Consider the following 20,830-nt stretch of genomic DNA (forward strand, 5'->3'; position numbering starts at 1 on the left):
TAGTTAGAATCAACAGTTATGTAAGCCGGAATTGCTATTTGGAATATTTATGAACTTAAAGGGAAAGCGCAGGAAGCTGTTTCTGCTGCTGGTGCTGATTGTACTGGTGGGTGGATTCTGGCTGTGGCGGGTGCTAAACGCACCGGTGCCGCAATATCAGACATTGATTGTCCGTCCGGGCGAGTTGCAGCAGAGCGTGCTGGCGACCGGCAAACTGGACGCGCTACGCAAGGTTGACGTGGGTGCCCAGGTCAGCGGCCAGTTGAAGACCCTATCGGTGGAGATTGGCGACAAGGTGAAAAAAGGGCAACTGCTGGGGGTTATCGACCCGGAGCAGGCCGAAAACCAGATCAAAGAGGTGGAGGCGACGCTGATGGAGCTGCGCGCCCAGCGCAGCCAGGCGGAAGCGGAGCGTAAGCTCGCCCAGGTGACCCTGAACCGTCAGCGGCAGCTGGCGACCACCCAGGCGATCTCGCAGCAGGATCTGGATACCTCGACCACCGAGCTGGCGGTGAAGCAGGCGCAGATTGGCACCATCGATGCGCAGATCAAACGCAACCAGGCCTCGCTGGACAGTGCCAAAACTAACCTCGAGTACACCCGCATCGTTGCACCGATGGCCGGGGAAGTGACGCAGATTACGACCCTGCAGGGACAGACGGTTATCGCCGCCCAGCAGGCGCCGAACATCCTGACCCTGGCGGATATGGGTACCATGCTGGTGAAGGCGCAGGTTTCGGAAGCGGATGTGATCCACCTGAAGCCGGGGCAAAAAGCCTGGTTTACCGTGCTGGGGGACCCGCAAACCCGCTATGAAGGGGTGCTGAAGGATATTCTCCCGACGCCGGAGAAGGTCAACGACGCCATTTTCTATCACGCCCGGTTTGAAGTCCCCAACCCGCAGGGGGTGCTACGCCTGGACATGACCGCCCAGGTGCATATTCAGCTCTCCGGGGTGAAAAACGTGCTGACCATTCCGCTGGCGGCGCTGGGCCAACCGGTAGGAGATAACCGCTATAACGTGAAGGTGCTGCGTAACGGTGAAATCCGCGAGCGTGAGGTGAGCCTCGGCTCGCGCAACGACACCGATGTGGTGGTGGTGAAAGGGCTGGAAGAGGGTGAAGAGGTGGTCATCAGCGAGAGCCAGCCGGGGGCGGCGAAATGACCGCCCTGCTGGAGCTGAATGATATCCGCCGCAGCTACCCCTCCGGCGACGGGCCGGTGGAGGTGCTGAAGGGCATCACCCTGCAGGTAGAGGCGGGGGAGATGGTGGCGATTGTCGGGGCGTCAGGCTCCGGTAAATCGACGCTGATGAATATTCTTGGCTGTCTGGATAAACCCACCAGCGGCACCTATCGCGTGGCGGGCACCGACGTCGCCACGCTGGACAGCGACGCGCTGGCCAAACTGCGTCGGGAACATTTCGGCTTTATCTTCCAGCGTTACCATCTGCTTTCGCATCTGAGCGCGGCGCAAAACGTCGAGGTGCCCGCGGTCTATGCTGGCGTAGAGCGCAAAAAACGTCTTGAGCGGGCGCAGGCGCTGCTTACCCGGCTGGGGCTGGGGGAGCGGGTGGATTATCAGCCGTCGCAGCTGTCCGGCGGCCAGCAGCAGCGGGTGAGTATCGCCCGGGCGCTGATGAACGGCGGCCAGGTGATCCTGGCGGATGAACCGACCGGGGCGCTGGACAGCCACTCCGGGGAAGAGGTGATGGCAATCCTGCACCAGCTGCGGGATCAGGGGCACACGGTGATTATTGTCACCCACGATCCGGAGGTGGCCTCCCAGGCCGGACGCATTGTCGAGATCCGCGACGGCGAGCTGGTCAGTAATCCGCCGCCCGCCCTCAATGCTACCCGGCGTCAGGAGGTGGCGTTACCGCCGCCGTCGGGCTGGCGGCAGTTTGCCAGCAGCTTTCGCGAAGCGCTGACCATGGCCTGGCTGGCGATGGCCGCCAACAAAATGCGCACCCTGCTGACCATGCTTGGGATCATCATCGGCATCGCCTCGGTGGTGTCGATTGTGGTAGTGGGCGACGCGGCCAAACAGCTGGTGCTGTCGGATATCCGCTCCATCGGCACCAATACCATTGACGTCTATCCCGGCAAAGATTTTGGCGATGACGAGCCGCAGTACCAGCAGGCGCTGAAGTATGACGATCTCACGGCCATTCAGAAGCAGCCGTGGGTTAACTCCGCCACCCCGGCGGTGTCCCAGAGCCTGCGTTTGCGCTATGCCAATATCGATGTGGCGGCCAGCGCCAACGGCGTCAGCGGCGACTATTTCAACGTCTACGGTATGACCTTCAGCGAAGGGGGCACCTTCAATGCAGAGCAACTGGCAGGGCGGGCGCAGGTGGTGGTGCTCGATAGCAACGCCCGGCGACAGCTATTCCCCAATAAAGCGAAGGTGGTGGGCGAGATCGTGCTGGTGGGGAATATGCCCGCAACGGTGATTGGCGTGGCGGAGGAGAAGCAGTCGATGTTTGGCAGCAGCAAGATTTTGCGCGTCTGGCTGCCTTACACCACCATCTCCGGGCGCATTATGGGGCAGTCGTGGCTTAACTCCATCACCGTCCGGGTGAAAGAGGGTTACGACAGCGCCCAGGCAGAGCAACAGCTTGAACGCCTGTTGACCCTGCGCCACGGGAAGAAAGATTTCTTCACCTGGAACATGGACGGGCTCTTGAAAACGGCGGAAAAGACCACACGTACTCTTCAGCTCTTCCTCACGCTGGTGGCGATCATCTCCCTGCTGGTCGGGGGGATCGGGGTAATGAATATCATGCTGGTGTCGGTGACGGAGCGGACGCGTGAAATCGGCATCAGGATGGCGGTGGGCGCCCGGGCCAGCGATGTGCTGCAACAGTTTTTGATTGAAGCGGTGCTGGTCTGTCTGGTGGGCGGTGCGCTGGGGATTACGCTCTCGCTGCTCATCGCCTTTACGCTGCAGCTGTTTTTACCCGGCTGGGAAATTGGTTTTTCACCGATGGCGCTGCTAACTGCCTTCCTGTGTTCTACCTTTACCGGGGTACTGTTTGGCTGGTTGCCGGCCAGAAACGCCGCGCGATTAGATCCGGTGGATGCGTTAGCCCGGGAGTGAATCTGTTGCCGGGTGGCGGCTACGCCTTACCCGGCCTACGAAATCCGTAGGCCCGCGCAAGCGCAGCGCCGCCGGGCAGCAGACCGCACGGCAGCCCACAATGATTTGTAGGCCCGCGCAAGCGCAGCGCCGCCGGGCAGCAGACCGCACGGCAGCCCACAAATAAAAATGCCAGCGCGTCGGGCTGGCATTTTGAGTGCGGGGTGTACACAATGAAACAGAGGGCTATGCCACCACTTCTGCTTCGATGGGCACAATAACGCTGGCATGATTGCCTTTTGGCCCAAGGTGTACATCGAACCGGACGGCCTGCCCGGCTTTCAGCGTTCTGTATCCATCCATCTGAATGGTGGAGTAATGTGCGAAAATGTCTTCGCCGCCGCCTTCAGGGCAGATAAAACCAAACCCTTTGGCGTTGTTAAACCACTTAACTGTACCCGTTTCCATGCTTCGACATCCTTCGTAAATCTTATTGAGTTAGATGTAATGAACCGGTGGTGAAGTGGAGGCTGTTCAAAACCTCGCCAACTCACGCCTGTACAATTTAGATAAACCAAAGGGATCGTCAAGCCTTTGCCGGGCAAGGAAGGTGAAAAATGCGTCAAAATTTGAAGCAGTTAACGCTATTGAACGGTATTGTGACAGACATCGCGGATGGCAATAATAGATATAGGTTATCTGACATCTAAGGTAGATTCAGGTTATGTATAGACTCCCGTCAGCATCACAGAGATACGCGACCGGAGACCGTAAACGAAGATGACGACTGACAATGGGTAAGACGAACGACTGGCTCGATTTCGATAAGTTGGCGGAAGATGAAGTGCGCGACGCGCTAAAACCGCCATCTATGTATAAAGTTATGTTAATGAACGATGATTACACGCCGATGGAATTTGTTATTGACGTGCTACAAAAGTTCTTTTCTTATGATGTTGAACGTGCAACGCAACTGATGCTTACGGTTCACTATCATGGCAAAGCCATCTGCGGTGTTTTTACCGCAGAAGTCGCCGAAACCAAGGTGGCAATGGTGAACCAGTATGCAAGGGAGAACGAGCATCCGTTGCTGTGTACGCTGGAAAAAGCCTGAATAAGGCAATGAAAATTGGGGGAGGTGCCTATGCTCAATCAAGAACTGGAACTCAGTTTAAACATGGCTTTCGCCAGAGCGCGTGAGCACCGACATGAGTTTATGACGGTCGAGCACCTGCTGCTTGCACTGCTCAGTAACCCATCCGCCCGCGAAGCGCTTGAAGCCTGCTCCGTGGATCTGGTGGCGCTGCGTCAGGAACTTGAAGCCTTCATCGAACAGACCACACCTGTACTGCCCGTCAGTGAAGAGGAGCGCGACACGCAACCGACGCTCAGCTTCCAGCGTGTACTCCAGCGTGCGGTATTTCACGTCCAGTCCTCCGGACGTAGCGAAGTCACCGGTGCCAACGTGCTGGTTGCCATCTTCAGCGAGCAGGAGTCGCAAGCCGCCTACCTGCTGCGCAAACACGAAGTCAGCCGCCTCGATGTGGTGAACTTTATCTCTCACGGAACGCGAAAAGACGAATCGAATCCGTCTTCGGATTCCAGCCATCAGGTCAACAGCGAAGAGCAGGCAGGCGGGGAGGAACGTATGGAAAACTTCACCACCAATCTTAACCAGCTTGCCCGTGTTGGCGGTATCGACCCGCTGATAGGCCGCGATAAAGAGCTGGAACGGGCGATTCAGGTGCTGTGCCGCCGCCGCAAGAATAACCCACTGCTGGTGGGGGAGTCTGGCGTCGGTAAAACCGCCATTGCCGAAGGGCTGGCCTGGCGCATCGTGCAGGGCGACGTCCCGGAAGTGATCGCCGACTGCACCATCTATTCGCTGGATATCGGTTCCCTGTTGGCCGGCACCAAATACCGCGGTGATTTTGAAAAACGTTTCAAAGCGCTGCTGAAACAGCTGGAGCAGGATACCAACAGCATCCTGTTTATCGACGAGATCCATACCATCATCGGCGCCGGTGCGGCATCGGGTGGTCAGGTGGATGCCGCTAACCTGATTAAACCGCTGCTCTCCAGCGGCAAGATCCGGGTAATGGGTTCAACCACCTATCAGGAGTTCAGCAATATTTTCGAAAAAGATCGTGCCCTGGCGCGTCGCTTCCAGAAAATCGATATTACTGAACCGTCGGTTGAAGAAACGGTGCAGATCATCAACGGCCTGAAGCCGAAGTACGAGGCGCACCATGATGTGCGTTATACCGCGAAAGCGGTGCGTGCGGCGGTGGAGCTGGCGGTGAAATACATTAACGATCGCCACCTGCCGGATAAAGCGATTGATGTGATCGACGAAGCGGGCGCGCGGGCGCGTCTGATGCCGGTCAGCAAGCGTAAGAAAACGGTCAACGTGGCGGATATCGAATCCGTGGTGGCCCGCATCGCGCGTATCCCTGAGAAGAGTGTTTCTCAGAGCGACCGCGATACGCTGAAAAACCTTGGCGATCGCCTGAAAATGCTGGTCTTTGGGCAGGATAAAGCCATTGAGGCCTTAACCGAAGCCATTAAGATGGCCCGCGCCGGGCTGGGGCATGAGCACAAACCTGTCGGTTCTTTCCTGTTCGCCGGCCCGACCGGGGTGGGGAAAACCGAGGTGACGGTTCAGCTCTCCAAAGCGCTGGGCATCGAGCTGCTGCGCTTCGATATGTCCGAGTATATGGAGCGCCACACCGTCAGCCGTCTGATCGGTGCGCCTCCAGGCTATGTGGGCTTTGACCAGGGCGGCCTGCTCACCGACGCGGTGATCAAGCATCCGCACGCGGTACTGCTGCTCGATGAGATCGAGAAAGCGCACCCGGACGTGTTCAACATCCTGCTGCAGGTGATGGATAACGGGACGCTGACCGATAACAACGGGCGCAAGGCGGACTTCCGCAACGTGGTACTGGTGATGACCACCAACGCCGGGGTGCGTGAAACCGAGCGTAAATCCATCGGCCTGATCCACCAGGATAACAGCACCGATGCGATGGAAGAGATCAAGAAGGTCTTTACGCCGGAGTTCCGTAACCGTCTGGACAACATTATCTGGTTCGATCATCTCTCTACCGAGGTGATTCATCAGGTGGTGGATAAGTTCATCGTCGAGCTGCAGGTTCAGCTGGATCAGAAAGGGGTCTCTCTGGAAGTGAGTCAGGAAGCCCGCAACTGGCTGGCAGAGAAAGGCTACGATCGTGCGATGGGTGCCCGTCCGATGGCGCGTGTGATTCAGGACAACCTGAAGAAACCGTTGGCTAACGAGCTGCTGTTTGGTTCGCTTGTGGATGGTGGTCAGGTGACGGTGGCGCTGGATCAGGCGAAGAATGAGCTGACGTATGATTTCCAGAGTGCGGCGAAACATAAGCCGGAGGCGGCTCACTAACGCTGTTATGTGATGATAAAAACCGGGCAAATGCCCGGTTTTTTTATGGTTTTTTAGTCGTTGTAGGCCCGTGCAAGCGCAGCGCCGCCGGGCGATGCACGGTGGGTGAGAACATGTGGCGGCTGTGATGGTTCCGTTCACCTTGCGTTCGCTGCTTCTCTGTAAACCACGTCACCGGTGAACGTGTCAGGGGGGCTCGCCACCGCCCCCCTGACCACCCCGGCTCCCGGCAAAGAAAATCGCCGCTTCGCGGTCCCCTCGGCTTTTTCCCTTCGGCTTTCGGGTCGGGGGCGCTCCTACATCCATGTAGGTCGCCCCCTCTCGGCGCGTCCATGCGCCTCGCCCCGGCCTGCGGTCAACGCCTTAGCGATTTTCAGCCGGACCAGGGTGCCGCTGTGAGTGGCGAATTTGCCTCTGACTTTTGTGTTGCTGTAGGGGGGGATGAAAATTTTGCGAGGCGTTATCCAGAATTTAATTATGGGTATTGCTGGATAAAACCACAGTAATAGAATGGCGATGCACCTGCAAAATCAGGTGCCAGGATTGGCGTCCTGGACTCATAGATATGGAAATGATGCTGCCAAGGCAGCACCACAGGTTTCGTTCACACTTTTGTAAGTAGCGAATATAATAGGCTTCTTCAATTATGGTGGGCTGAACCGGGGCTTCTTTTGAAGCGCCGATTTTCCATATTGTCGGTACGCCAATCCGGTTCAGTCTGCCACCCGAAGTTGGCGTTTCAGGTGGTAGTTTTTCAGCGTTAATATGGAATTATGAATATGGAAAATCATACTATTGCTCACCTTTACAGCGAACTTGAACTAAGCAACCCCGATCTCTCCACCCTTGCCGCGCGCTGCAACCTGCTCACCGAAATCCTGGTCGATTGCGACTCGCTGCCGCAAACGCAGCCTGTCTGCCGCTGCCTGGCGGCCTACCTTGATGCATTCAGCGCTGAGCTGGCAAAATCCATGACCGATTTTCGCGTGCTGGATGAGAACGAAATCCCGCCCGTGCACAAACAGGAGTGGCTGCTGGACAGCACCGAAGCCCAGTGCGATTACTGCCGGGCCTTAAACCATGTGCTGCTGGTGTCGCATTTCGACCGCGAGATGCTCCCGCACCTTACCGGGCTGCTGCATGATATCGCGCATACCATGCTGGCGGATCTGACCGTAGTGCGTATCCACTGATACGGGCGGGGCATAAAAAAAGGCCGGGATAACCCGGCCTTTATTATTCTTTGTACGCCATTGCAGGCGAAATACTCTTAGCGACTACGGAAGACAATGCGGCCTTTGCTCAGGTCGTACGGGGTCAGCTCAACAGTCACTTTGTCGCCCGTCAGAATACGGATATAGTTCTTACGCATTTTACCGGAGATATGCGCGGTAACGACGTGACCGTTTTCCAGTTCTACGCGAAACATGGTGTTAGGCAACGTTTCCAGAACGGTACCCTGCATTTCAATATTGTCTTCTTTGGCCATCTAATCCTCTGGGGTATCACTACCAAGTTTTGAACCGGCAAGATAATGCCGAAATTCCTCAATTAAGTAAAGATTTGTGCGTTTAAAACGCAACAAAGCAGTTTCAGCGTATTGCCCGGACGTCACGGTTCAACCGTACGAAAAGCGCATACGTAAAGGGGAGATGGCAGGATAAACGATAGGGCGTTATCGGATGCGAACTATTCCCAAACGGCGGCGGGGCAACAGGCAGAACCTACTCTGCGGCAGAATTATAGCACCTTGAGGAAAAATATGCGGAAAACATTTATCCCTGAGGCGTAAATAACGTCGTCGGCACCCAGAAATTTTGCGGTAATTTTTGCATGCGCAGGGTCGCCAGCTGCGCCAGATATTCATGACGCGAGATCTCCACGACACCCAGAGAGGCGGTATGTTCGTTCAGCACCTGGCAGTCAACTAACTTGCCGCCGCTACGGGCAAAGCGTTCGCAGAAGACCAGCAACGCGGTTTTCGAGGCGTTAACCGCGCGGCTGAACATTGACTCGCCGCAAAACAGCGTGCCCTGTGCCACGCCGTACATGCCGCCCACCAGTTCATCCTTATCATCCCATACCTCAATCGAATGGGCGTAGCCCAGCTCGTGCAGGCGATGGTAGGCGACGATCACCTCGGGCGTGATCCAGGTTCCTTCAAAGCGATCGCTGGCGCAGCCCTCGATCACCTGACCAAACGCATGGTTGAGGGTGACGCGATAAGGGGAGTGAGCGTGAAAACGCTTCATGCTGCGGCTGATATGAAACTCCGCAGGCCAGAGAACGGCGCGGGGATCGGGCGACCACCATAAGATGGGATCGCCGGGAGAGAACCACGGAAAAATCCCCCGCTGGTAGGCCATCAGTAAACGCGACGGACTCAGATCGCCGCCCAGGGCCAGCAAACCATTAGGTTCACGCAGCGCCCCTTCCGGAGAAGGGAACGCAAGAGAGTGACGAGAGAGCTGGACCAGGCGCATGACAACAAAACTCCAGTACGCAAAGTGGGGATCGGTTCAAATATAGACTACAGACGTTGTTTGAACTGGTAGTAGCGGCCCTGTTTTGCCAACAGTTCAGCGTGATTACCTTGCTCAATAATTTGTCCGTTGTCCATCACAATAATTTGATCGAAATCCGCCAGGCCGCGCAGACGGTGCGTCACCATCAGCACGGTTTTGTCCTGCATCTCTTTTTTCAGTAAATCAAGGATTTGCCGCTCGGTAGTGGCGTCCAGCCCTTCGGTTGGCTCATCCAGCAGCATCAGCGGCGCATTGTGAAGCAGCGCACGCGCAATGGCCAGGCGGCGCAGCTCGCCACCGGATAACTGACGGCCACCTTCGCCAAGCCAGCTGTTGAGCCCTTCATCTTCCAGCAGCTTGTGCAGACCTACTTTTTCCAGCATCCCGCGTAATGCTTCATCGGCAGCGCCGGGCGCGGCTAACAGCAAGTTATCGCGCAGGGTGGCGCTGAAAAGATGAACCCGCTGGGGCACCACGCTTACCGTTTTGCGCAGCGCAGTCTCGCTCATCTGCACCAGAGGCGTGTCGTTAAACAGGATCTGACCCTGCGCCGGGTCCCATGCTCTGGTCAGCAGCTGCAGTAGTGTCGATTTACCGCAGCCTGTGCGACCCAGCACCGCCACATGGGCGCCCGCGGGGATCGTCAGGTTAATGTGGTCCAGCGCGGGCTGCGCCTGACCTTCATAGGCAAAACTGACATCCGAAAGGCACAGGGCCAGCTGCTCAGGGACCGCTGATGCGGTCGTACTGAACTGCACTTCCGGCTGCTGGCCGGTAATCTGGGTGATACGCAGCGCGGAGGCCACCACCTGGCCCAGGTGCTGAAAGGCACCGGTCACCGGCGCCAGGGCTTCAAACGCCGCCAGCGCACAGAAGACAAACAGGGCGATTAACGGGCCTGGCTGCGCGTTATCGCCCACGCCGCCGGAAGCCATCCACAGCATCGCCATGACTGCGCCTCCGCCAATTAACAGCATCAGCGCCTGGGAGAGGGCCGTGAGTTCCGACTGTTTGCGCTGGGCTTCGTGCCAGTTCAGCTCGGTATTTTCCATCTGCGCGCGGTAGCGGCGGCTGGCACCAAAGATCGTCAGCTCCGCCTGACCTTGTAGCCAGCCCGTCAGCTGCTGGCGATACTCGCCCCGCAGACGCGTCAGCTTTTCACCGGTCGGTTTTCCGGCGCGGTAAAACAGCGGGGGTAAGATAAAGAGCGTCGCGAGCATGATCCCGCCGAGCACCAGCGCAATGTGAACGTCCAGCAGGCACAGCCCAAGGGTGACCACCACAATCACCACCAGGGCGCCCACCAGCGGAGAGATCACGCGCAAATAGAGGTGATCGAGGGTATCCACGTCGGCGACGACGCGGTTAAGCAGTTCCCCCTGGCGATAGCGTGCCATTCCGGCAGGGGAGAGGGGGAGCAGCTTGCTGAAGGTGGTAACGCGCAGGTGTTGCAGCACGCGGAAGGTCGCGTCATGGCTGACCAGACGTTCAAAGTAGCGCCCGGCGGTACGGGTGATGGCCGTACCGCGCACCCCGGCGGCGGGCAACATATAGTTGAAGCTGTAGAGCCCGGCAAAACCGGCGACCGCCGAGGCAGAGAGGAACCAGCCGGAGAGCGTCAACAGGCCGATACTCGCCAGCAGGGTGACGATCGCCAGCACCACGCCCAGCGTCAACATCCATTTGTGGCGCATATAAAGCGCCAGATAAGGCAGTAAAGCGCGCATCAAATCTCCTCCTGACGGTTTGCCAGCAGGGCCGCAAACGGCCCCTGTGCCGCCGCGAGCGTGGCGTAATCACCCTGCTCAACAAGCTGACCATTGTCCATGACCCAGATCTGATCCCACCGGGAGATGCCCTCCAGCTGGTGCGTCACCATCAGCGTGGTTTGCTGCTGCGAGGCGGCATCCAGCGCCAGCATCACGCGCTGTTCACTGTGCGCATCCAGGCTGGCGGCAGGCTCATCCAGAAGTAAAAGCTGACACGGGTTAAGCAGGGCGCGGGCCACGGCAATGCGCTGCGCCTGGCCGACGGAAAGCCCCGCCGACTGATCGCCCACCACCGTGTCCACGCCGTTCGGCAGCAGGGGCAGGAATTCGCTGACCCAGGCACGGTCGAGCACCGACTGCAGCTCTTCTTCGCTGGCATCCGGGCGCGCCAGCAGCACGTTTTCCCGCAGCGTGGCCGCAGGGAGCTGCGGGTTCTGTCCTACCCAGCTTAAGTGGGTGCGCCACTCGTCAGGATCGAGCGCTGAGAGCTCGGCCTGGTTGATCCGCAGCGAGCCGCTGTAGGCCATAAAGCCAGATAATGCATTCAGCAGGGAGCTTTTACCGGAGCCGCTGGTGCCAACCAGCACCACGCGCTGGCCTGCCGCGAGGGTGAAGGTTAATGGCCCCGCCAGCACCTTACCTTCCGGCGACAGTACGCAGAAATTCTCTGCTTCAATACTGACCGGTCGGGTGGTGTTCAGGGTCACGTCGCCACGCTGCGGATGAGCCAGCGGCGTTTCAAGGAAGGTTTTCAGGCTGTCGGCGGCGCCCACGGCCTGCGCTTTCGCATGATAAAAGGTGCCCAGATCGCGCAGCGGCTGGAAAAATTCCGGCGCCAGAATTAACGCCAGAAAACCTGCAAAAAGGGTCACGGCGGTACCGTAATGACCGAAATCAAGGGCGCCCAGGTAGGAGAAACCGAAATAGACGGCAACCAGCGCAATCGACAGTGAGGTGAAGAACTCCAGCACCCCGGAGGATAAAAATGCCAGGCGTAACACTTCCATGGTGCGCTGACGGAAATCCTGGGAGGCGTGGCGGATGTTGTCGGTTTCGGCTTCACCGCGACCAAAAATACGCAGCGTTTCCATGCCGCGCAGACGGTCAAGGAAGTGGCCGCTGAGACGTCCGAGCGCCAGGAAGTTGCGGCGGTTGGCGTCGGCAGCCCCCATACCGACCATCGCCATAAAGAGCGGGATCAGCGGGTCGGTACCCAGCAGGATCAGCGCGGCGACCCAGTTATAAGGAAAAATCGCGAGCACGATCAGCAGGGGAACGAAAGCGGCCAGCGCCATCTGGGGCAGATAGCGGGCGTAGTAGTCGTGCATGTCATCGATCTGTTCGAGGATCAGCGTCGCCCAGCTTCCGGCGGGCTTGCCCTGGATCCAGGCAGGCCCGGCCTCCTGTAGCCTGTCCAGCACCTGGCGGCGAATTTCATAGCGAATGTTCTGCCCGGCGTGGAAGCCCACGCGCTCGCGCAACCAGACCACCCAGGCACGCAGAATAAAGACCAGAATCAACACAATGAAAGGCAGTAACAGCGCCTCGCGCGGGATATTTTCCATAATCATATGGTTAAGAATGCGGGCCAGAAGCCATGCCTGGCCGACAATCAACAGTCCGCTGATAAACCCTAAAAGACGGGAAATATTCAGCCAGCGGCGGGAAATAACGCTTTGCTTTTTCAGCCAGCGAGTTAACTCTTGTTGACGGGTTTTTTCCATTGCGTGCTTTGCAGGTGATGTTATTAGGTATTGGGCACGGCAATGTTACAACGCAGAGACGATAAAGGCGACTTATCGCCGCCTTTTTTACGTTTGTTGCTGATTTGTAAAAATTATTTACTCTGATCGGCCAGTCCGTCGAGATATCGTTCTGCATCCAGCGCGGCCATACAACCGGTGCCCGCAGAGGTGATCGCCTGACGATAAATGTGGTCCATCACGTCGCCCGCAGCGAATACGCCCGGGATGCTGGTCTGGGTAGCATTGCCGTGAATACCTGACTGCACTTTGATGTAGCCGTTCTCCAGCTCAAGCTGGCCGTCGAAGATAGCGGTGTTCGGGCTGTGGCCGATGGCAACAAACAGACCTGCCACTTCCAGCGTTTCAACGTTGTCGGTGTTCTGGGTGTCACGGATACGCAGGCCCGCCACGCCCATCTGATCGCCGGTCACTTCTTCCAGCGTGCGGTGGGTGTGCAGCACGATATTGCCGCTGGCCACTTTGTCCATCAGACGTTTGATCAGGATCTTTTCCGCGCGGAAAGTATCACGGCGGTGAATGAGGTGCACTTCAGAGGCGATATTCGCCAGGTAGAGTGCCTCTTCAACCGCGGTATTGCCACCGCCGATGACCGCCACCTTCTGGTTGCGATAGAAGAAACCGTCGCAGGTTGCACAGGCAGAGACGCCGCGACCTTTGAACTCCTCTTCAGAAGGCAGACCCAGATAGCGGGCTGAAGCGCCGGTAGCGATGATCAGCGCGTCGCAGGTGTACTCCGCGTTGTCACCGGTCAGGCGGAACGGACGGTTTTGCAGATCGACCTTGTTGATGTGGTCAAAAATGATTTCGGTATCAAATTTGGCGGCATGCTCGTGCATGCGCTCCATCAGCAGCGGCCCGGTCAGGCCTTCAGGATCGCCTGGCCAGTTTTCTACTTCGGTGGTGGTGGTCAGCTGACCGCCTTTTTCCATGCCCGTAATCAGTACCGGTTGCAGGTTAGCGCGTGCAGCGTAGACCGCTGCGGTATATCCCGCAGGTCCAGAACCAAGAATTAGCAGCTTACTGTGTTTGGCCGTGCCCATGAGATCCTCATTGTTGTTGGCAGACATTTTCCTGGATTGTAGGGAATTTGTTGGCGTAAAAAAAGGGCGCAGCGATTTTGTTAACGATGTGTGTGATAGAAAGGGCCAATCAACGAGAGGTAAGAAAAGGTGATTTTATAACAATAATCATAGGTAATCGGTCGAAACGACGGCGATAAAATGAGGATTAATCGCCGGACGTAATGAATATCCGGCATGTTGTACTAAAAATCGATGTTTTGCTTTGACAATCCCCTGCGCTTTTGCGAAAACATTCAAGGAAGAAAAAAAATGGTCTTTGTGTAACGCATAGTCATGCACAAAATCACCATTTTTACCGGGTCAGCGAAATCTACGCATGGTGTGGACAGATGCCATACGTGATGTTGATGGCCGCCTCTGGGCAACGGTCTTCATACCACATAACCCCAATCGGATCGCGCAAACTATAAAACAGGCGATGCGATTAACCGCGGGGAAAGACTCTGAACAGTGAAGTGCACAGGGTCCTGGCAGGAGTTAGGGAAGGAATACAGAGAGACAATAATAATGGTAGATAGCAAGAAGCGCCCTGGCAAAGATCTCGACCGCATCGATCGTAACATTCTTAATGAATTGCAAAAGGATGGGCGTATTTCCAACGTCGAGCTTTCAAAACGTGTGGGACTTTCCCCGACGCCATGCCTTGAGCGTGTGCGCCGACTGGAAAGACAGGGTTTTATTCAGGGCTATACAGCGCTGCTGAACCCGCATTATCTGGATGCCTCACTTCTGGTATTTGTTGAGATTACTCTGAATCGTGGTGCGCCGGATGTGTTTGAGCAATTTAATGCCGCCGTACAAAAACTTGAAGAAATTCAAGAGTGTCATCTGGTTTCCGGGGATTTCGACTACCTGTTGAAAACCCGCGTGCCTGATATGTCCGCCTACCGTAAGCTGCTGGGCGAAACCCTGCTGCGACTGCCTGGTGTGAACGACACCCGTACCTATGTGGTAATGGAAGAAGTCAAACAGAGCAATCGTCTGGTTATTAAGACGCGCTAATACGGAACAGGTGCAATATCAGCGTACTTTGATTACACTCCTGGTAATCCATACAGCAACAGTGTCGGGCTCCCCGGCACTGTTGTCCGTTTAGCACTCAGGCAGGAATTGCCTGATACCTGGAGAGCCTTTCTTGAGCCAGGAATATACTGAAGACAAAGAAGTCAATTTAACCAAGCTTAGCAGTGGGCGCCGACTCCTTGAGGCGTTACTGATCCTTGTTGCCCTTTTTGCCGTCTGGTTGATGGCAGCCTTACTCAGTTTCAACCCCTCCGATCCCAGCTGGTCACAAACCGCATGGCATGAGCCTATCCATAATTTAGGCGGCGTACCGGGGGCATGGCTGGCGGACACGCTGTTCTTTATCTTTGGCATAATGGCGTACACCCTTCCCGTCATTATTATTGGCGGCTGCTGGTTTGCATGGCGCCATCGCCAGAACGATGACTACATCGACTATTTTGCTGTCTCGCTGCGCCTGATTGGTGCGCTTGCCCTGATCCTCACCTCCTGCGGCCTGGCGGCGATTAATGCCGACGACATCTGGTATTTTGCCTCCGGCGGCGTGATTGGCAGCCTGCTGAGCACCGCGCTACAGCCGATGCTGCACAGCAGCGGTGGTACTCTGGCGCTGCTCTGCGTCTGGGGCGCGGGGCTGACGCTGTTTACCGGCTGGTCCTGGGTCACTATCGCCGAGAAAATTGGCAGCGTGATCCTCAATATCCTGACCTTTGCCAGCAACCGTACCCGTCGCGATGATACCTGGGTTAACGACGAAGAGTACGAAGATGATTACGAAGACGCGGAGCCGAGCGCTGAGCGTCGTGAATCTCGCCGCGCCCGCATTATGCGCGGGGCGCTGGCGCGCCGTAAGCGTGTGGCAGAGAAATTCGCCAATCCATTAGGCCGCAAAACCGATGCGGCATTGTTCTCCGGCAAACGGATGGATGACGAAGAAGAGGTGGCTTATAGTGCCCGTGGTGTTGCCGCCGATCCGGATGATGTGTTGTTCTCCGGTAATCGTGCGCTGCCGTCCGATTATGATGAGTTCGATCCGCTGCTCAACGGTCACTCAGTAGCTGAGCCCCTTGCTGCCGCTGCCGCCGCAACCACGGCAACCCAGGCCTTTGCTGCGCCGGTTGAACCGGTCACTCCGACGCCTTCTGTTCCAGAGATGCCGCTGCAGCAACATGCGGTTGAATGGCAAGCGGAACCTGCATCGCCGATCCCGGAGCCGGAACCGTATGTCGCCGCGGCACCGCAGGAGTGGCAACCGCCTTATCAGCCTGAACCTGTCTACGCGCAGCCGCAGTATGAGCCGCCGCAGCAGCCTGCCTATCAGCCTGAACCTGTTTATCAGTCTGAACCCGTTTATCAGCCTGAAACTGTTTATCAGCCAGAGCCGGTCTATCAGCCGGAGCCTGTTATCACCCCGCCGGTTGTCGAAGAGCCGCCGGTTGAAGAGGTGAAACCGTCCCGTCCGCCGCTTTACTATTTCGAAGAGGTGGAAGAAAAACGTGCCCGGGAACGCGAGCAGCTTGCGGCCTGGTATCAGCCGGTGCCCGAGGCGGCACAAGAGCCAGCCCCGGTTAAGGCCGCTGAAACCCCGACGATTCCGGTTCCCGCTGTGGAACCCGCCTCCGCCGTTGCACCTGTTGCCGCAAGCGTGCAGCAGGCAACAAGCGCAGGCGCCGCGGCGGCCAGCGCTGCCGCGCCGTTATTCAGCCTGGCAACCGGCGGCGCACCGCGTCCGCAGGTAAAAGAGGGGATTGGTCCGCAGTTACCGCGCCCTAATCGCGTACGTGTTCCGACCCGCCGTGAACTGGCCTCGTATGGCATCAAGCTGCCTTCCCAACGAATGGCCGAAGAGAAAGCGCGTGAAGCCGGACGTCAGCCGTATGATGAACACTACGACGACGAGGCCGATGAAATGCAGCAGCAGGAGGAGCTGGCCCGCCAGTTCGCTCAGCAGCAACAGCAGCGGTATGGTGGTGATGAGCATCAGACCCAGCCACAGTCCTTTGAAACGCAGGATGACGAAGATAGTGCCGCCGAAGCGGAGCTGGCTCGCCAGTTCGCCGCCACGCAGCAGGAGCGTTATTCCGGTGAGCAACCGACAGGGGCTAATCCGTTCTCGCTGGCGGACTTTGAATTCTCGCCAATGAAAGATCTGGTGGATGATACGCCGAGTGAGCCGCTGTTCACGCCGGGCGTGATGCCGGAAGCCGAGCCGCCGCGTCAGGCGGTTACGCCGCCACAGCCGCAGCAGCCCGTTCAGCCACAACATGTTGCACAACAGCAGCAGCCTGTTCAGCCACAGCAGTATGCACAACCGCAGCAGCCTGTTCAGCCGCAGCAGTATGCACAACCGCAGCAGCCTGTTCAGCCGCAGCAGTATGCACAACCTCAGCAGCCTGTTCAGCCGCAGCAGTATGCACAGCCGCAGCAGTCTGTTCAGCCGCAGCAGTATGCGCAGCCGGTGCAGCCACAGCAGCCAGCTGCTCAGCCTCAGCCTCAGCCTCAGCAGAGCCTGATCCATCCGCTGTTGATGCGCAATGGCGACAGCCGCCCACTGCAAAAGCCAACCACGCCGCTGCCGTCGCTGGATCTGTTAACGCCGCCGCCAACGGAAGTCGAGCCGGTCGATACCTTTGCCCTGGAGCAGATGGCTCGTCTGGTTGAGGCGCGTCTGGCCGACTTCCGTATTAAAGCGGATGTGGTGAACTATTCTCCTGGGCCGGTGATCACCCGTTTCGAGCTGAACCTGGCGCCGGGTGTTAAAGCCGCGCGTATTTCCAATCTCTCCCGTGACCTGGCGCGTTCGCTGTCGACCGTGGCTGTGCGCGTGGTTGAGGTGATCCCAGGCAAACCCTATGTCGGTCTGGAACTGCCGAACAAAAAACGCCAGACCGTTTACCTGCGTGAAGTGCTTGATAACGCCAAGTTCCGCGATAACCCGTCGCCACTGAGCGTGGTGCTGGGTAAAGACATCGCGGGTGAGCCGGTGGTGGCCGATCTGGCTAAAATGCCGCACCTGCTGGTGGCGGGTACCACCGGTTCCGGTAAATCTGTCGGCGTTAACGCCATGATCCTCAGCATGCTCTATAAAGCGCAGCCGGAAGATGTGCGTTTCATCATGATCGACCCGAAAATGCTGGAGCTGTCGGTCTACGAAGGCATCCCGCATCTGCTGACCGAAGTCGTGACCGACATGAAAGATGCTGCCAATGCCCTGCGCTGGAGCGTCAACGAGATGGAGCGTCGTTACAAGCTGATGTCTGCGCTGGGCGTGCGTAACCTCGCCGGGTATAACGAGATCATCGCCGAAGCGGCGAAGATGGGACGCCCAATTCCGGATCCATACTGGAAACCGGGCGACAGTATGGACGCCGAACATCCGGTGCTGGAAAAGCTGCCGTATATCGTGGTGCTGGTGGATGAATTTGCCGACCTGATGATGACCGTCGGTAAGAAAGTGGAAGAGCTCATCGCCCGTCTGGCGCAAAAAGCCCGTGCGGCAGGGATCCATCTGGTGCTGGCGACCCAGCGTCCGTCGGTGGATGTGATCACCGGCCTGATTAAAGCTAACATCCCGACCCGTATCGCCTTTACCGTGTCGAGTAAAATCGACTCCCGTACCATCCTTGACCAGGGGGGCGCGGAATCGCTGCTCGGTATGGGGGATATGCTCTATTCCGGGCCGAACTCGACTTCGCCGGTGCGTGTTCACGGGGCGTTTGTTCGTGACCAGGAAGTGCATGCCGTGGTGCAGGACTGGAAAGCGCGCGGTCGCCCGCAATATGTCGAAGGCATTACCTCTGACAGCGAAAGCGAAGGCGGCGGCGGTGGCGGCTTTGACGGCGGTGAAGAGCTGGATCCGCTATTCGATCAGGCAGTTAACTTCGTTACCGAGAAACGTAAAGCCTCTATCTCCGGCGTACAACGCCAGTTCCGCATCGGCTATAACCGGGCGGCGCGCATTATTGAGCAGATGGAAGCGCAGGGCATCGTCAGCGAGCAGGGACATAACGGCAACCGTGAAGTGCTGGCCCCGCCACCGTTTGAATAACGGCCTCGATTGCAAAGATGGGTAAAGCTGCAAAAATTAAGCATTTTCTTCTGTCGCCTGCCTGCGGGCAGGTCCAGAATAGTGACAGAAACCCCCATTTCGGGAAGACGCTTTGTAAGGATGAACAATGAAAAAAATCGCAATCACCTGTGCATTACTCACTGGCTTTGTGGCAAGCAGCGTCTGGGCTGATGCCGCCAGCGACCTGAAAAGCCGCCTGGATAAAGTGAGCAGCTTCCATGCCAGCTTCACGCAGAAAGTGACTGACGGCAGCGGCAACGCGGTGCAGGAAGGCCAGGGTGACTTGTGGGTTAAACGTCCGAATCTCTTTAACTGGCATATGACCCAGCCGGACGAAAGTATCCTTGTCTCCGACGGTAAAACCCTGTGGTTCTTTAACCCGTTTGTTGAGCAGGCCACCGCCACCTGGCTGAAAGATGCGACCAGCAACACGCCGTTTATGCTGATTGCCCGTAACCAGTCCAGCGACTGGCAGCAGTACAACATCAAACAGACCGGCGATGAGTTCGTTCTGACCCCGAAAGGCAGCACGGGCAACCTGAAACAGTTCACCATCAACGTGAGCAGCAACGGCACCATCAATCAATTCAGTGCCGTGGAGCAGGACGATCAGCGCAGCAGCTATCAGCTGAAATCCCAGCAGAACGGTGCCGTCGATGCATCGAAATTCACCTTTACCCCGCCGAAGGGCGTAACGGTGGACGATCAACGTAATAAGTAAGAGGCGTGAGTGAGCAACCTGTCGCTCGATTTTTCAGATAATGCGTTTCAACCTCTGGCCGCTCGTATGCGGCCAGAAAATTTAGCGCAGTATATCGGCCAGCAGCATCTGCTGGCCGCGGGCAAGCCCTTGCCACGCGCGATTGAGGCCGGGCATCTGCACTCGATGATCCTCTGGGGGCCACCGGGCACCGGTAAAACGACCCTGGCGGAAGTGATCGCCCGCTATGCTGATGCAGATGTTGAGCGCATCTCCGCCGTCACCTCCGGCGTGAAAGAGATCCGCGAAGCCATCGAACGGGCGCGGCAGAACCGCAATGCCGGACGCCGCACGATCCTGTTTGTTGACGAAGTCCACCGCTTCAATAAAAGCCAGCAGGATGCCTTCCTGCCGCATATTGAAGACGGCACCATCACCTTTATCGGTGCCACCACGGAAAACCCCTCGTTTGAACTGAACTCGGCGCTGCTGTCCCGCGCCCGTGTCTATCTGCTGAAATCGTTAACCACCGATGATATCGAGCAGGTGCTGACGCAGGCGATGACCGACAAGGCCCGGGGCTACGGCGGCCAGGATATCGTGCTGCCTGACGAGACGCGTCGCGCCATTGCCGAGCTGGTTAACGGTGATGCGCGCCGGGCGCTAAATACCCTGGAGATGATGGCCGATATGGCCGAAACCGACGACAGCGGCAAGCGGGTCTTGCTCCCGGCGCTGCTGACCGAAATCGCCGGTGAACGTAGCGCGCGTTTTGATAATAAAGGCGATCGTTTTTACGATCTGATCTCGGCGCTACACAAATCAGTGCGCGGCAGTGCGCCCGATGCCGCGCTTTACTGGTATGCGCGCATTATCACTGCCGGAGGCGATCCGCTGTATGTCGCCCGCCGCTGTCTGGCGATTGCCTCCGAAGATGTCGGTAACGCCGATCCGCGCGCCATGCAGGTGGCACTTTCCGCCTGGGACTGCTTTACCCGTGTCGGACCTGCCGAAGGCGAACGCGCCATTGCCCAGGCCATTGTCTATCTGGCCTGCGCACCCAAAAGTAATGCTGTCTATACCGCCTTCAAAGCGGCGATGTCCGATGCCCGCGAACGTCCTGATTACGATGTTCCAGTCCATCTGCGCAACGCGCCGACCAAACTGATGAAAGAGATGGGTTACGGTGAGGCGTATCGCTATGCCCACGACGAGCCCAACGCCTACGCCGCCGGGGAGGAGTATTTCCCGCAGGAAATGGCACAAACACGCTACTATCACCCGACAAACAGAGGCCTTGAGGGTAAGATTGGCGAAAAGCTCGCCTGGCTTGCCGGACAGGATCAAAATAGCCCTATAAAACGCTACCGTTAGGGCTATCGTTGCGGTAATGT

Annotated in this window: 15 protein-coding genes; 9 read left to right on the forward strand and 6 right to left on the reverse strand. The window is 57.5% G+C overall.

Going from position 1 to position 20,830, the window contains the following annotated elements:
- Nucleotides 1-49 precede the first annotated feature (49 nt).
- Nucleotides 50-1,165: a macrolide transporter subunit MacA gene (gene macA, locus WFM46_RS02230; protein ID WP_103178898.1), complete on the forward strand. Its 1,116-nt coding sequence runs from the start codon at nt 50-52 to the stop codon at nt 1,163-1,165.
- Complete coding sequence (gene macB, locus WFM46_RS02235; RefSeq protein ID WP_156654201.1) at nt 1,162-3,102, forward strand: macrolide ABC transporter ATP-binding protein/permease MacB; 1,941 nt, start codon at nt 1,162-1,164, stop codon at nt 3,100-3,102. The genes macA and macB overlap by 4 nt, the downstream gene beginning before the upstream one ends.
- Before the next feature lie 225 nt (nt 3,103-3,327).
- On the opposite strand, the gene cspD is transcribed toward macB, so the two are convergent.
- Nucleotides 3,328-3,549 (reverse strand): cold shock-like protein CspD, encoded by a 222-nt coding sequence (cspD, locus tag WFM46_RS02240; RefSeq protein ID WP_032617324.1) that lies wholly within the window; start codon nt 3,547-3,549, stop codon nt 3,328-3,330.
- A gap of 325 nt (nt 3,550-3,874) precedes the next feature.
- Here cspD and clpS point away from each other — a divergent pair, with 325 nt between their 5' ends.
- The 3 genes from clpS (at nt 3,875) to WFM46_RS02255 (ending at nt 7,695) form a co-directional block, all read left to right on the forward strand.
- The gene (gene clpS / locus WFM46_RS02245) at nt 3,875-4,195 is read left to right on the forward strand and encodes an ATP-dependent Clp protease adapter ClpS (protein WP_103823399.1); all 321 of its coding nucleotides are present in this window, start codon (nt 3,875-3,877) and stop codon (nt 4,193-4,195) included.
- 30 nt (nt 4,196-4,225) lie between these two features.
- Nucleotides 4,226-6,502, forward strand: coding sequence for an ATP-dependent Clp protease ATP-binding subunit ClpA (gene clpA, locus WFM46_RS02250; RefSeq protein WP_263951040.1), 2,277 nt, complete (start codon nt 4,226-4,228; stop codon nt 6,500-6,502).
- Nucleotides 6,503-7,275: 773 nt separating this feature from the next.
- Nucleotides 7,276-7,695 carry a hypothetical protein gene (locus tag WFM46_RS02255; protein ID WP_336996995.1) on the forward strand — a complete coding sequence of 140 codons (420 nt, stop codon included), beginning with the start codon at nt 7,276-7,278 and terminating at the stop codon, nt 7,693-7,695.
- A 77-nt stretch (nt 7,696-7,772) separates the two neighbouring features.
- On the opposite strand, the gene infA is transcribed toward WFM46_RS02255, so the two are convergent.
- The 5 genes from infA to trxB form a co-directional block, all read right to left on the reverse strand.
- Entirely contained in the window at nt 7,773-7,991 is a 219-nt protein-coding gene (infA, locus tag WFM46_RS02260; RefSeq protein WP_001040187.1) for a translation initiation factor IF-1, read from the reverse strand.
- 286 nt (nt 7,992-8,277) lie between these two features.
- Nucleotides 8,278-8,985: a leucyl/phenylalanyl-tRNA--protein transferase gene (aat, locus tag WFM46_RS02270; protein ID WP_336996996.1), complete on the reverse strand. Its 708-nt coding sequence runs from the start codon at nt 8,983-8,985 to the stop codon at nt 8,278-8,280.
- A 47-nt stretch (nt 8,986-9,032) separates the two neighbouring features.
- Nucleotides 9,033-10,754, reverse strand: a complete 1,722-nt coding sequence (gene cydC / locus WFM46_RS02275; RefSeq protein ID WP_336996997.1) for a heme ABC transporter ATP-binding protein/permease CydC — start codon at nt 10,752-10,754, stop codon at nt 9,033-9,035.
- Nucleotides 10,754-12,520 (reverse strand): heme ABC transporter permease/ATP-binding protein CydD, encoded by a 1,767-nt coding sequence (gene cydD, locus WFM46_RS02280; RefSeq protein ID WP_336996998.1) that lies wholly within the window; start codon nt 12,518-12,520, stop codon nt 10,754-10,756. Before cydD ends, cydC begins: the two co-directional genes overlap by 1 nt.
- A 113-nt stretch (nt 12,521-12,633) precedes the next feature.
- Nucleotides 12,634-13,602, reverse strand: coding sequence for a thioredoxin-disulfide reductase (trxB, locus tag WFM46_RS02285; protein ID WP_103178905.1), 969 nt, complete (start codon nt 13,600-13,602; stop codon nt 12,634-12,636).
- Nucleotides 13,603-14,151: 549 nt separating this feature from the next.
- On the opposite strand from trxB, the gene lrp reads away from it, so the two are divergent.
- The 4 genes from lrp (at nt 14,152) to rarA (ending at nt 20,810) form a co-directional block, all read left to right on the forward strand.
- Complete coding sequence (lrp, locus tag WFM46_RS02290) at nt 14,152-14,646, forward strand: leucine-responsive transcriptional regulator Lrp (RefSeq protein WP_000228469.1); 495 nt, start codon at nt 14,152-14,154, stop codon at nt 14,644-14,646.
- A gap of 133 nt (nt 14,647-14,779) precedes the next feature.
- Nucleotides 14,780-18,715: a DNA translocase FtsK gene (gene ftsK / locus WFM46_RS02295; protein WP_336996999.1), complete on the forward strand. Its 3,936-nt coding sequence runs from the start codon at nt 14,780-14,782 to the stop codon at nt 18,713-18,715.
- 127 nt (nt 18,716-18,842) lie between these two features.
- Nucleotides 18,843-19,457: an outer membrane lipoprotein chaperone LolA gene (gene lolA / locus WFM46_RS02300; protein WP_103823389.1), complete on the forward strand. Its 615-nt coding sequence runs from the start codon at nt 18,843-18,845 to the stop codon at nt 19,455-19,457.
- A gap of 9 nt (nt 19,458-19,466) precedes the next feature.
- Nucleotides 19,467-20,810 (forward strand): replication-associated recombination protein RarA, encoded by a 1,344-nt coding sequence (rarA, locus tag WFM46_RS02305; RefSeq protein ID WP_103178908.1) that lies wholly within the window; start codon nt 19,467-19,469, stop codon nt 20,808-20,810.
- Nucleotides 20,811-20,830 lie beyond the last annotated feature (20 nt).

The sequence above is a fragment of the Leclercia sp. M50 genome, from assembly GCF_037150775.1.
Classification (GTDB): domain Bacteria; phylum Pseudomonadota; class Gammaproteobacteria; order Enterobacterales; family Enterobacteriaceae; genus Enterobacter.